Annotated in this window: 10 protein-coding genes and 1 riboswitch; of the genes, 5 read left to right on the forward strand and 5 right to left on the reverse strand. The window is 63.2% G+C overall.

Annotated features, from left to right (window positions below; translation table 11 throughout):
* Positions 1–83: 83 nt before the first annotated feature.
* Positions 84–233: riboswitch (FMN riboswitch) on the forward strand.
* A 145-nt stretch (positions 234–378) separates the two neighbouring features.
* From Q0X18_RS10170 to Q0X18_RS10180, 3 genes are all read left to right on the forward strand, one after another.
* Positions 379–1,356 (forward strand): ABC transporter substrate-binding protein, encoded by a 978-nt coding sequence (locus Q0X18_RS10170; protein WP_297561839.1) that lies wholly within the window; start codon positions 379–381, stop codon positions 1,354–1,356.
* Positions 1,357–1,645: 289 nt separating this feature from the next.
* Positions 1,646–4,273, forward strand: a complete 2,628-nt coding sequence (gene leuS, locus Q0X18_RS10175) for a leucine--tRNA ligase (protein ID WP_297561842.1) — start codon at positions 1,646–1,648, stop codon at positions 4,271–4,273.
* Positions 4,274–4,424: 151 nt separating this feature from the next.
* On the forward strand, positions 4,425–4,748 hold the full coding sequence (locus tag Q0X18_RS10180) for a hypothetical protein (protein WP_297561845.1): 324 nt from the start codon (positions 4,425–4,427) through the stop codon (positions 4,746–4,748).
* A 9-nt stretch (positions 4,749–4,757) separates the two neighbouring features.
* On the opposite strand, the gene Q0X18_RS10185 is transcribed toward Q0X18_RS10180, so the two are convergent.
* The 3 genes from Q0X18_RS10185 to Q0X18_RS10195 are packed head-to-tail and all read right to left on the reverse strand — an operon-like array spanning position 4,758 to position 7,112.
* A complete protein-coding gene (locus tag Q0X18_RS10185; protein ID WP_297561849.1) occupies positions 4,758–5,156 on the reverse strand; it encodes a hypothetical protein in 399 nt (132 codons plus the stop codon).
* A 22-nt stretch (positions 5,157–5,178) separates the two neighbouring features.
* A complete protein-coding gene (locus Q0X18_RS10190; protein WP_297561851.1) occupies positions 5,179–5,823 on the reverse strand; it encodes a response regulator transcription factor in 645 nt (214 codons plus the stop codon).
* The gene (locus Q0X18_RS10195) at positions 5,820–7,112 is read right to left on the reverse strand and encodes a sensor histidine kinase (protein ID WP_297561854.1); all 1,293 of its coding nucleotides are present in this window, start codon (positions 7,110–7,112) and stop codon (positions 5,820–5,822) included. The genes Q0X18_RS10190 and Q0X18_RS10195 overlap by 4 nt, the downstream gene beginning before the upstream one ends.
* A gap of 144 nt (positions 7,113–7,256) precedes the next feature.
* Here Q0X18_RS10195 and Q0X18_RS10200 point away from each other — a divergent pair, with 144 nt between their 5' ends.
* Together Q0X18_RS10200 and Q0X18_RS10205 are read left to right on the forward strand one after the other, a co-directional pair.
* Complete coding sequence (locus Q0X18_RS10200; RefSeq protein ID WP_297561880.1) at positions 7,257–7,718, forward strand: hypothetical protein; 462 nt, start codon at positions 7,257–7,259, stop codon at positions 7,716–7,718.
* A 129-nt stretch (positions 7,719–7,847) separates the two neighbouring features.
* Positions 7,848–9,089, forward strand: a complete 1,242-nt coding sequence (locus tag Q0X18_RS10205; RefSeq protein ID WP_297561882.1) for a YeeE/YedE family protein — start codon at positions 7,848–7,850, stop codon at positions 9,087–9,089.
* A 185-nt stretch (positions 9,090–9,274) separates the two neighbouring features.
* Here Q0X18_RS10205 and Q0X18_RS10210 read toward each other — a convergent pair whose 3' ends face one another.
* Together Q0X18_RS10210 and Q0X18_RS10215 are read right to left on the reverse strand one after the other, a co-directional pair.
* Positions 9,275–11,197 carry a tetratricopeptide repeat protein gene (locus Q0X18_RS10210; RefSeq protein ID WP_297561887.1) on the reverse strand — a complete coding sequence of 641 codons (1,923 nt, stop codon included), beginning with the start codon at positions 11,195–11,197 and terminating at the stop codon, positions 9,275–9,277.
* Between the two features lie 21 nt (positions 11,198–11,218).
* Positions 11,219–13,093 (reverse strand): carboxypeptidase regulatory-like domain-containing protein, encoded by a 1,875-nt coding sequence (locus Q0X18_RS10215; RefSeq protein ID WP_297561890.1) that lies wholly within the window; start codon positions 13,091–13,093, stop codon positions 11,219–11,221.
* Positions 13,094–13,097: the final 4 nt, after the last annotated feature.

Below are 13,097 nucleotides of genomic sequence, written 5' to 3' on the forward strand. Positions count from 1 at the left end.
TGCAAGCGGGCACTCTAAAAATTGGCCTGACCCACTTTGCGAATGCCGGGTTTCCCGCTACACTTGGCCTGGGCCAGATGGCCCGATTCCTTCAGGGCGGGGTGCAAGTCCCCACCGGCGGTGATGGCAGGTCTGCCTCAGCCCGCGAAGCCTGGAAATCGAGCGGTACATCCAGGCCCGATTGCGTGAAAATCGCAAGCCGACGGTAACAGTCCGGATGGGAGAAGGGGTGAAGCCCAGGTGCCCCTGTGCCTGGGCGCAGCAGGATGTGTAACACCACCTAAAATCCTCATCACAACGCCAGTTAGAAGGTTGGGTCGGACGCAGTTCGTGCCTGCTTCGGCTTTGTAGGTAGCACGGTGTGTTGAGGAAGTGAAGATGCGCAAACTTGTACTGTTGCTAATGGTCTTGTTGTCGCTCGGAATGGCCCAAACCCAAAAGGTGCGGGTGGGTCTGGGTTATATCCCGGATGTGCAGTTTGCCCCGTTTTACGCAGCGGTGGTGGAGGGCCTGTATGCCAGACAGGGCCTCGAGGTCGAGTTTCAGCACGGCTTCGTGAGCGAGCTGTATCCCCTGCTGGCCCAGGGTCGGCTCGACTTTGTGGTAGGGGACGCCGAGGATGTAATCGCACTGCGCACGCAGAACCCCCAGGTCACCCCCTTCAAGTACGTGATGGCCATGTACCAGTCGGTGCCCAATGCCCTGTTTTCCCTGGCCGAGAAAAACATCCGCTCGGTGCGCGACCTTAAGGGCAAAACCATCGGCATGCCGGGTATGTTTGGGGTCTCGCTAACCTCGCTCCAGGCCATCCTGCGGGCTGCCGGCCTCAAGGAAAGCGACGTCAAAATTCTGCAAATCGGCTTTACCCAGGCCGAGGCGGTGGTCTCGGGCCGGGTGGATGTGGCCATGGGTTTTATCAACAACGAGCCGGTCTTCCTGCGTGAAAAAGGCGTAAAACTCAACGTGATACCCGCCGGCCCCTACAACCGCAGCCCCGGCAACGGCGTCATCACCACCGACCGGGTGCTGGAAAACCCCGACCGCGTGCGCCGCTTTCTGGCCGCCTCGCAGGAGGGCCTGGCCCTGACCCTGCGCGAACCCCAGCGGGCTTTCGAGGCCGCCCGGCGCTTCGTACCCAACCTGGGCCAGGAGCGCATGGCCGTTTTGCAAGCCTCCATCCGGCTCTACGAGTCGCCCTATACCCGCCAGAATGGGCTGGGTTTCAGCAACCCCCAGGCCTGGGTGAGCAGCCTCAACCTGCTGAAATCCACCGGCCGGATCAAGACCGATCTGCCGGCCAGCACCTTCTACACCAACGAGTTTTTGCAGCCCGGCGTGCAGGCCCGGATGCCCTGATCAAACAAGTCCTGGATCTGGGGCCTCTCCCAAGCGGGGAGGCCCTTTTAACGCAGCGCCGTGGGGGCCCAGTATTCGGCCAGGTCACTCGATAGCCCTCGGTTTCTTCTGGGTTTCCTGGGGGTGTGCTAGCATAAGGTCATGCAGGGCTGTGTTCAGCTAGTTCAGACCTAAGGGAGACCCCTGATTAAGGAGGCTCCCCTACGCGTAGGGGAGTTTTTTAGTTTAGGACAGTTCCCCTTTTGTCCGGGTCACAATACAATGACCCGTTGGAGACCGGAGAGGCGTCATGATCACGACCGACAAATACAACCCCCACGAGCTCGAGCCCAAATGGCAACAATACTGGGAAGAGATCGGACTTCTGAAGGCCACCGAGGGTAAGGGCAACAAAAAAGCCTACATCCTGGTGATGTTCCCCTACCCTTCCGGCGACCTGCACATGGGCCACCTCAAGAACTACACCATGGGCGATGCGCTGGCCCGCTTCCGGGTACAGCAGGGCTACAGCGTGCTGCACCCCTTTGGCTGGGACGCCTTTGGCCTGCCCGCCGAAAACGCCGCCCTCAAGTTCGGGGTGAGCCCCGCCGACTGGACCTTTGGCAATATAAGGCAGTCCAAGGAGTCGCTGGCCCTGATGGGCATCCGCTACGACTGGAGCCGCGAGGTTACCACCTGCCTGCCCGAGTACTACAAGTGGAACCAGTGGATCTTTCTCAAGATGTACGAGAAAGGCCTGGTCTACCGTAAGAAAAGCCTGGTCAACTGGGATCCCGTCGAGCAGAGCGTGCTGGCCAACGAGCAGGTCATTGACGGGCGCGGCTGGCGCAGTGGGGCGCTGGTGGAAAAGCGCGAGCTCGAGCAGTGGTACCTCAAGATTACCGACTACGCCGAGCGGCTTTTGAACGACCTGGACAAGCTGCCCCGCTGGCCCGAGAAGGTCAAGGCCATGCAGCGGGCCTGGATTGGCAAGAGCCAGGGGGCCGAGTTCGACTTCCAGGTGAAGGGCCACCCCGCCAAAATTCGGGTCTTCTCGACCCGCCCCGATACCATCTTTGGGGCCACCTTTATGGTGCTGGCCCCCGAGCACGAGCTGGTACCGCTCATCACCACGCCCGAACAGAAAGCCGCCGTGGAGGCCTACGTGGCAGCGGCCCGCATGAAGAGCGAGGTCGAGCGGCAGATGGAAGACCGCGAGAAGACCGGGGTTTTTACCGGGGCCTACGCCATCAACCCGGCCAACGGCAAGGAGATTCCCATCTGGATTGCCGACTATGTGCTCGCGGGCTACGGCACCGGGGCCATTATGGCCGTGCCCGGCCAGGACGAGCGCGACTGGGAGTTTGCCGAGAAGTTTGGGCTGGAGATTATCCGCACCGTCGAGCCGCCCGCGGGCTGGCAGGGCAAGGCCTACACCGAGGACGGCCCGGCCATCAACTCCGGCTTCCTCAATGGCCTCCACGTGGAGGAGGCCAAGAAGAAGATCATCGAGTGGATGGAGGAAAAGGGCATCGGCGAGGGCAAGGTCAACTACCGCCTGCGCGACTGGCTGATCAGCCGCCAGCGCTACTGGGGCACCCCCATTCCCATGATCCACTGCGATAGCTGCGGCATCGTGCCGGTGCCCTACGAGCAGTTGCCGGTGGTGCTGCCCACCCTGAAGGACGTGGAGGACATCCGGCCCAAGGGCAAAAGCCCGCTGGCCGCGCACCCCGAGTTCTACGAGTGCACCTGCCCCCAGTGCGGCGGCCCGGCCCGGCGCGACACCGATACCATGGACACCTTCTTCGATTCGTCCTGGTACTTCCTGCGCTACACCGATGCCCAGAACCCCCACGCGCCCTTCGACCCCGAGAAGGCCAACTACTGGATGCCGGTGGATCAGTACATCGGCGGTATCGAGCACGCCATTCTGCACCTCCTGTACAGCCGGTTTTTCACCAAGTTCTTGCACGACCTGGGCCTGGTAGAAGCCGAGGAGCCCTTCGAGGGCCTCTTCACCCAGGGCATGGTGATGGGCTGGACCAACGTGGGCGAGGTGGAGGTTCGCGAAGGGCGCATTTACTTTTTGGATGACGCCCGGCGCAGCAAGCTCGAGCTCGAGCAGGGCCTCACCCTCGAGGAAGCCCAGAAGAGCGGGGCCGAGCTGCGCGAAGAAGGGGGCAAAACCTACTTCTGGAAACCGGCGGTGATGAGCAAGAGCCTGGGCAACGGGGTGATGGTGGGGCCTTTTGTCAAGGAGCAGGGGGCCGACATCGCCCGGGTGACCATCCTGTTTGCCGCCCCGCCCGAGAACGAGATGATCTGGACCGAGGAGGGGGTGCAGGGGGCCTGGCGCTACCTGAACCGAGTGTACCGGCTGGTGGCCGAGCAGCGGGTGGAGCTGAAGGCCCAGCCCGACCTGCTCGAGCCCGCCACGCTGGAAGGCCCGCACAAAGCCCTGTACCAGAAGCTGCACCAGACCATCAAGAAGGTGACCGAGGACCTCGAGGCCCTGCGCTTCAACACCGCCATTGCCGCCCTGATGGAGCTGCTCAACGCCCTGAGCGACTACCGCAAAGAGCACGGGGTAACCTCAGTCTTCCGCGAGTCGGTGCTGCGCTACATCCAGATGCTGGCCCCCTTCGCCCCCCACCTGGCCGAGGAGCTGTGGCACGAGTTTTATACCGACTCGGTGTTCAAGGCCCCCTGGCCCCGCCTGGATGAAAGCGCCCTGGTGGCCGATAGCTTCGAGCTGGTAGTGCAGGTCAACGGCAAGCTGCGTGGCAAAGCCATCATCAGCACCCAGGCCAGCGAAGAGGAAATTAAGCGCACCGCACGGGAGCTGCCCAACGTGCAGCAGCATATCGCGGGCAAGGAAGTGGTCAAGGAAATCTATGTACCGGGCAAACTTCTCAACATTGTGGTAAAGGGATAAAGGGGCTCCCACGGGAAGCGCAAAATTGCTGGGACAGGCCAGGGGGCGAAGCCTCCCATGAGGCAACTTAGCAAGATAGCCCCTGATTTTTAGCTTGAGCCTTGGACGAATGCCACTGGAAACCAGCCCTGCCGCCCCGTACCATAAGGGCATGATTACGCTACATAAAATCAACAGTCTGGCCGAGCATCAGGTGCTCGAGTGCGTGGGGCAAGAATCGGGCGATACTTTTCGTATTATCGTCAAGCACACCTCCCCCAGCCACTACGAGGCCCTGGGCAAGGTGACGCTAAGCAACGCCGACACGCACTACCAGTCCTCGGGGCCCATGACCCCCGACCTGTTGTTGCAATGGCTCAATACCCTGTTTGAGCGCTGGCCGGGGGCCAAAACCATTCCCTGGGCTGTACACGACCTGGACGAAAAAACCCAGCAGTTCGTGCGTGAGGTGCGCAAGGCCACCGAGGCTGGGTAGCAGCCGGTTTCAGGACTGCTCGTAGTCGTGGTAGTCGGCCTGCTGGGCTCGGCGCAGGCGGGCACGCAGCGCGGCGGGGGTGTAGGGCGTTTTGTTGTGTACGATGGCCCCAAACCCTGCCATCAGCAAAGCAGGAATCAGCAACAGCAAGCCCTGGAGCGGGTCGGGTACATAAGGCATAGGAAACTGCACCACCGAGGCCCATAGCTGTACTAAGGGCAGAATTCCCCCCATCAAAAGCCCGCTCAGCCACCACTGCCAGGGCCACCACCACCCCACCACAAACCCCATCAAGAGCAGCAGGGTTCCGGCAAAGAGCAAATCCACGTTGCCGAGATCGGCCAAAGCGATCAACAAACCAATCCCCACCGGCACCAGATAGCGTAGGAGCGGTCGAATACCCTTCATACCTCTCTACAATACCGGGTTTTTAGCCTTCAAGCCGGAGAATGCCCCTTTCCAGGGCTACCGTCACGGCAGCCGTACGGTCGTCCACGCCGAGTTTGTCGAAGGCGTGCAGCAGGTGGGTTTTGACGGTCGCTTCGCTAATTTTAAGTTTGCGGGCAATCTCCTTGTTAGAGAAACCCTTGGCCACCAGCGCCAGCACCTCGAGCTCCCGTACCGATAAGGTTTCCTCGGCAGAACCGCGCATCCGGCCCAGCAAGCGGGCCGCTACCGGCGGTGAGAGCACCGCTTCGCCCCTGGCGCACAGCCGCACAGCCCGGAAGAGCTCTTCACGCGGCACATCTTTGAGCAGGTAGCCGGTGGCCCCGGCCTCCACCGCACGTACAATTTCGGAGTCGGTGTCGTAGGTGGTGAGCACCAGGATTTGCACCCTGGGGAACCGGGCCCGAATCTGCCGTATGGCCGTGACTCCGTCCATCTGGGGCATGCGCAGGTCCATCAGCACCACGTCGGCCCCGATCTGCTCGAGCAGGCTTAGGGCCTCGAGGCCGTTAGAGGCCTCGCCCACCACCCTAAAGTCGGGCTGGGAAGAGAGCAGCCCCGAAAGGCCCGCCCGCACCACGGGATGGTCGTCTACCAAAAGAATCCGAATAGAAGGTGCGTCAGTCATAGGGTCTCCGCCTTTGGCATGGAAGGCTGGGGGTACAGGGGCAGGCTCACGGCCAGGGTGGTTCCCAGGCCGGGTTCGCTCTCCACGGTCATCTGGCCCCCCAGCGCTTCTACCCGTTCACGCATCGAGCGCAGGCCAAAGCTTCCCGAGGTAGGCGGCAGCAGGCCTATCCCATCGTCCTGTACATCCATCAAGACCAGATCATCGAGGTAGGAGAGGGTGAGGGTGGCGTGGCGGGCCTTGGCGTGTTTGCGGATGTTGGTCAGGGCTTCCTGGGCAACACGCAGCAGGCCCACCTCGAGCTCCGGGTGCAGCGGGCGGGGGTCGCCGGTCAGGGTGAACTGGGCGCTGATGCCGCTCTCTTGCTGCCAGCGCTGGAGCAGGCGTTGCAGGGCTTCGGGCAGGGAGGTGTTCTCGAGGATCTCCGGGCGCAGGGCCCAGACCATCCGGCGGGCTTCCGACAAACCCTCGCGCGCCGAGGTACGGGCCTGCTCGAGGTAGCGCGCGGCGGAAGTCTCGTTTTCCGAGGCCATCTCGGCGGCCTCGAGCTGCACCACAATGCTGGCAAACCCCTGGGCCAGGGTGTCATGTATCTCGCGGGCCAGACGCTGGCGCTCCTCCAAAACCCCGGCCTGGCGGGAGGTTTGCTCGAGCTCGCGGCGGGTGCGCTCGAGCTCCTCCCGCGCCCGGGTCTCCCGTACCAGGAGCTCGAGGGTAAACAGGGCATACCCCGAGTACAAAAACCCGATAAAGATGAAGAAAGCCAGGCTCAGGTTGGGGTACTCGGCGGGCGTCGGCAGTGCGCCCCAGGCCGTGTTGCCCTGGGGGCCCTGGCTCAGCACAATTTCAAAGGTGACTTGCAGCGGCTCGCGCTGGGCCCACCAGACCGACAAAGCGCCCAGGCCCAGCACGATCAAGAGCACTGCCCACAGGGGTACCCAGTAGCGGGCTACCACCGGAATCAGGCCCAGCGCCAGAAAAGGCAGGTAGTTCTGACTGAGCCAGGCTACCACTGCAATCCCGATCAGGATTAGAATCGCAAACTCCCAGGCCCGGCGCTGTCCGGGCCGTACCGCCCAGACTACCGCCGCCAGCAAGGCCAGGGCCGCCCCCAGGCGCCAGGCTGTCTGGGCCGGGTCTTGCCAGGGCAGGAGGGTGGGTACCTCGAGCGGCCTGGCCGGCACCAGCAGGGTAAAAGCCAGCACCGCGAACAGGTTAAGCGCCGTGAGCACCACCACCACCTGCGCAACGGGGCGACCTGCAAAATAGCGCCGGAACCACCCGACCATGGGGAAATTGTAGCCCAGCCATCCCCCAGGGTTTGCGCGGGAATGCCCATTTGTCCACCCTACGCAAACCCGTTTTCCCATGACAAAATGGGCCTGTCCTGATCACCTTGCTCTTCCCAAGGGCATTGATTATCTGGAGGTTGCATGCAAAAAATCACCCTGCCCCACCGCTACTCGGCCAGCGGTTCGCGCTTCCGCGAAGCCACCATCGAGACCGGCTGGCTGTGCTTCAAAAATAGCGCGGTCTCGATTCGCATTAACCTTCCGTCGCTGACGCGGCTCGAGCGCTCCTATCAGATGCGCGACTGGTTGCTGGCGGTGGCTTTTGTGGGCCTGTTTGTGGGGCTTGCAAGCCTGGGGCTGCGCTCATTGGGCTGGCTCAACATCCCACAGCTCCTAAAAACTAACCCTGCGCTCCTGGAGTACGGCACCCTGGCCCTGGCGGTAGTCGCCCTTTTGGGTTACCTGCTCTTCCCCATCCGGGTGCTGTACCTCTACGACGGCAACTCCGCCCCACTTTTGGTGATGGGTAGCAAAAAAGCTGTCGAGGATATGGAAACCACCCTCTGGGCCTTCCTCGAGGTCCGCCACAAGCAGCAGTCCTGAAGAGATCACAGGTAATCCTATTCAGTGGGCTGCTTATTTTTAGTTTACAAGATTTGTAAACTTTGCTAATCTGACCTATACGGGTTGATGGAAAGGCTCGAGGCCTACCCCAACCCATAGGGAGGATAGATGTCGCTACTGCGTAAAGGTTCGCCATCCAGGCCTGCTGCTTCGGCTTCACCCCAACAGACCACCCGGCCCCAGTACGCACTGATTGGGCTGGGGCTGCTGGGAGTCGGTTGGTTGTACGTACAGTTGCCTGCAGCCCAGGGGCTGTTGTTATTGCTGGGAATTGGGCTAGGCTTTAGCCTCTTTCACGCCCGCTTTGGCTTTAGCTCGGCCTTCCGTCAGCTCCTGAGCGTGGGGCAGGGACGGGCTTTGCAGGCCCATATGCTGCTGCTGGGCGTAACCGCGACCCTGTTTGCCCTTCTGTTTGCCTTAGGGCAGGGATTGGGCGGCCAGCCCTTGAGCGGCTACCTGGCCCCCATCGGGCCTGGCCTGCTGCTGGGGGCCTTTTTGTTTGGGATGGGAATGCAACTAGCCGGGGGGTGCGCCTCGGGCACACTATACGCGACGGGGGGCGGCAGTCTGCTGGGTCTGGTGGCGCTGGTGAGCTTTATGGGGGGCTCGGTGCTGGGGGCCTGGAACCTCGAGTTCTGGACAACCGGGCCCGGGGCCGCAGGCACCCTGCCGCCCATCTCGCTGGCCGAGCGCCTGGGCCTGTGGGGGGCCCTGGCCGTCACGCTGGCCTTGGTGGGGGGGCTGGCCCTGCTGGCCGAGTGGATCATCCGCAAGCGGCAGCCCCCACCACTTTTTCAGCCTCGAGGCCCCCAGGGCTGGGCCCGGGTGCTGCGCGGCGCCTGGCCGCTATGGGTCGCTGCTTTAGCGCTGGCTGTGCTCAACGCAGCGGTGCTCTACGTAAGCGGGCGACCCTGGGGCGTTACCTACGGACTGACCCTGTGGGGTTCGCAGGCCGTGGAGGCCCTGGGTCTGGCCCAGCCAGCGTTCTGGGGCTTCTGGAATGGCGAGTCGCCCCTGGGGCGCTCCCCCCTGAGCCACCCCACCGCCCTGACCAACCTGGGCATCCTGCTGGGCGCGCTGCTCAGCGCCGCCGCCGCCGGGGTATTCGGCAAAAACCCCCGCCTGGGCTGGAAAGTCCTGCTGGCAGCCGTGCTGGGCGGGCTCTTGATGGGCTACGGAGCACGGCTGGCCTACGGCTGCAACATCGGGGCCTACATTGGGGGGGTGGCCTCCTTCAGCCTGCATGGCTGGGTCTGGCTGGTCATGGCCTTGCTGGGCACCGGCGCCGGACTGAAGCTACGCCCCTGGTTTGGGCTCTCCAACCCCAAGCCCACCGACTCGGTCTGCTAGGGGCCTTTACGGGCGTACCCAAAACGTCTTCATACGCATTTCAGCAGTATCGTTCACTTTGGCAAGCCAAAACGATACTACCGAAATGCTGTTCTACTCCCTTTGGTCGGCTTGAAATCTTCACCTTTGACTACGCATGGCGGTGAAGGATTCAAGCAGGAACGGTATCACTACTTCACCCCAAACTACGGTTCGCTGCTGGCAAACCCCACGCTCCCACTACTCGCGTTCCACACAAAGCTCCAGTTGCGGTTTCCACTTGGAACCAGGAGGCCGGCATCCATGAGCGCCCCCTCCGCATCGAGGCGCACGAAACCGCCAGGAACAAAGACGGCCAGGCGGGCGTCGAGCTGCGAGGAGACCACCGGCGAGAGGCTATCGCGCAGGATTTGGTAACGGTCCATCCACGGTGGGTTGGCAAAATTGAAATCGGTGCGATCGCAGGAAAGCGCCAGGCGCCAGCCCTTGGGGGGCGTCGCAGGTGCGGCGGCGGGCGTGCAGGGAGCGGGCAATTGCGGGGTGGCGAGGCTGCCGATAACGTTCGCGCTTCCCCCGCCGCAGTCCTCGAGGCCTTGAACAAGCTCGAGGTTCGTCACATAACGTAAACCGTTCATGTAAACCTGCTCGGCAGCCTGGTAGTAGAGGATTCGCAGCCGCAACAGGGCAACAGTGCGGTAGGTCGGCTCGGAGAAGCGGGTGGCGAGGGTGGCGCTGGCGCGCCAGGCCTCGGCGTAGAGGGTGCGAAGGGCGCGGTCGGCAGCCTGAAAGGCAGGCAGGGCTGCCTCGCGCCAGGCAGAGGCGCTGGCACAGCCGAGGTTAGCACCAAAACGGGTACCGAGTTCGGACACAGTGCGGTCGAGGGTGGCCTGGGCAGCCTTGAGGGCCCGGCCCTGCGCAGGTGCGTAACTGTTTTGGTCGCTAAGGCTGGCTGCGGAGTTCAGGGCATTGTCCAGGAACGTTACGAACTTGGCCTTGATGGCCCCTACCCGCCGCTCCGAGGCGATCTCAACCCGGCGACGGCCCTGTGCCGCCAGGGCGGCCTGAAACTCTTCCAGCTTGGGCCGGCGGTTCACGATCTCTTGATACAGGGCTACAAGCGCCTCCCGCGCCCCCTTGGTCTGGCCGGGGGGAACAAAGTCCAGGCTGGGCAAAGCAGGTACGGTGGGGACGATGGAAAAAGCCTCTGCGAGAGGGCGGGTTTCGAGGTTTTCGACCCCAGGCAGGCTGTGCCGCCACCAGGCGCGACGTGCCCACACCTCGGACTCGGCGCATTTATTCTGCGCACCCAGGGTGTAGGCAAGGTTGACCCGGGCCTCCTGCAGGTTGGGGTCGGCCTGGGCCGCCGCACGCAGGGCGGCCTCGGCCTCGGGCAGCCGCCGCAGGCGCATTAAGGCGTGGCCTTTGTTATTGAGCAGCAGCGGACGCAGGGCAGCGGGCGGGTTCAGCCGCTCGGCTGCCGTGATTAGGGCCAGCGCTTCAGCGAAGAGGCCGTAGTAGTTGGCGAGGCCCGCCAGGTTCACCAGATGCGCGGGGTTGCGTGGCTCCAAGGCCTGCGCCCGCAGCAGCAACCCCAGGGCCAGTTGCGGTTTGCCCGTCACCGCCGCCAGCGCCGCGGTGCGGCTGGCGTTGCCTGCGTCGCGGTACTCGGGCTGGGTTTCCATCAGCCGCACACTGCCCGGCCCCGAGGCTGCGTTCAGGGCGCGTTTCAGATTGGCCAGGGCAGCAGCCTGGGTGGGCACAGGCTGGGTTCCAGAGCTCGGCGGGGCCACCCGTTGTAGCTGCTGTCGCTGGGCCTGGAGCATCCGCAACTGCTGTTGCAGCATCGGGCGGCTGGGGTCGTCGGCCTCGAGGTCGCGCAGTTCCTCCTCCAACTCCCTGATACTCTCATCGAGCCCCGCCATTATGTTTTGTCCCAAAGCTGCCTGGCCGCCGCGGGTCTCTACATCGCGGTCGGGGTTGGTCAGGGCCGAGAAACTGGTGCCCAGTGAATCGGGCTTGGGGCACTTTTCACCAATGTTGATCTGCAAATCGCTCAACGCGGCCATGCGCGGGGCCTGGGCCTGGGCCAGGGCAGCCAGCAGACAGATAAACAGAACCGAAATTCTCATCTAGCCTCCTCTCGGTTTTGTCTAGGGGGTTAGGGTGATGGTGATCGGGTTGATAGCTTGTAAGCTGAAAATCTTCCCCTGCATCCCGATGCCGGTAATGTTGTCGGTGATGTCCAGATTACCACCATCAAAGGCGCCGCTAAAAGCGTTGAGCATGACTGTATAGGTGCCCGGCGTGAGCGGCGTGGGCGGGTCGGTCTGGGCGCGGGGCGCAAAGCTGAGTTCGGAGCCGAGGTAAAAGGCAGAGTCGGAAACCCCCGAACCGCCCTGGCGCTGGAAGATCACCTGATACAGCGCACTATAGCCAGGCTGGCTGGCGGCGCTGTCGTTCCAGGTGGCCGTCAGGCTGGCAGCGCTGTAGCTGCCTCCATTGGCCAGGTTGCCCCAGCTCACATTGCCCAGTGCAAAGGCCGAGCCGCTGCCGTCTATGCTGCCGTTGCCATCGGCATCAATGCTCAGGGTATAGCGCCTGCCAGCTACGATGTTGAAGTTGCTGGCAAAATAGTTGCCCGTGCCCGGTGCCAGCTCGCTAAGGGTTACGGTGTTGCCCAAATTGTCGCTGAGGGTGATCTGGGCACCGGAAGCTGGTTCGGCATCTTCCAGGTCGCCGTCGGCGTTGGGGATACCTTTCTCGAGCTGCATGAAGACAATCCCGCCCGGCTGTAACAAAGCTGTGGCCTCGAAAAAGCCCTCGGGGGCCGGGGCCACGCGGATGGGGAGCGGGTTGGTGGCTGCGGCCCTTACCGACTGGCTGGATGCAGCAGGGCAGGGCCCTGGCCTGCGGCTGTAGTTTTGGCCATCCAGGCCGATCAGGTCGTCCTCGTAGACCTTGCCAATGTCAATCACCTTTGCGCCCGGCTTGGGGATTAGATTTCCCCTCGAGTCCACAAAGGTATCGGTGTAGGTCTTGGTCGCCACGAAGTTGACCGGCACCCCCTTCTGTATGGTGATGCTGGCCTGTCCCAGCCGGTTGGTCACCGCCCGAAGCCCCGGACGCGCCGTGACTACCGCTCCTTCCAGCGGCTTATTCCCCGGCCCAAACACGGTTACGTCCACGCACTCCTGTTCCTGTACCGTGGGGGCCCCGCCGTACCAGGAAAAATGGCGGATGCTGGCCCGGAGCACCGGGGTGGTGCCGTCTACGCTCGAGCGCTCCACCGTACCCTCCACAAAGTCCTCCCAGCGCCCGGTCTGGGGGTTGTAGGCGTAGCAGTGGATCTTGTCACCAATCTTGTACTGGCTGCGCAGCTCCGGGGGGATGGGCAACTCTACGATGGCGCTCGAGCCCGGCTTGAGGTTGATGCGGCGGTTTTGCGAGTCGAGGATGCTGAACTCGGCAAAGGTCACCGGAGCCAGCGGCGTGGGGCTGACCCCTCCGGCCACCAGATCGCCGGGCAGGGCTGCGTCTTCCTTGGTAGGGTCGAGCGGCGTGACCACCACCCGCAGGTTGGTATCGGTGGTCTCGAGGCTGTTGGGCTGGAAGATGACCGCATACGGCCCGGCCTCGGTGCGCTGGAAGAGGGTGCGGGCCTGGGTGGGGTTGTAGCTTTGCTCGGTTCCGTCTTTCTTCAGGGCCACCAGCACGGTCTGGGCGCTGTCGGCCGACTCCGCGATGCCGTGGCCGGGGGCGTAGCCAGTCTTCTCGAAGTCGAGCTTGACCAGGCCTGCTGGTAAACCGCGCAGCTCGAACTCGCCCCGCGCATCGGTGGTGGTGGTACGGCTGCTGCCCACCACCCGCACCGTCACGCCCGAGAGCCGCGCCCCAGAGCCAATATCCGTTACCAGCCCCGCCACAGTGTTGGGGGCGCTGGGGGCCGTATTACCCCCACTGTTGTCGCCGCCGTTGCAGGCCCCAAGGAGCCCCATCAGAGCCACCAGCCATAGTCTGTTTCGCATAATT

The sequence above is a fragment of the Meiothermus sp. genome, assembly GCF_026004075.1.
GTDB lineage: Bacteria > Deinococcota > Deinococci > Deinococcales > Thermaceae > Meiothermus.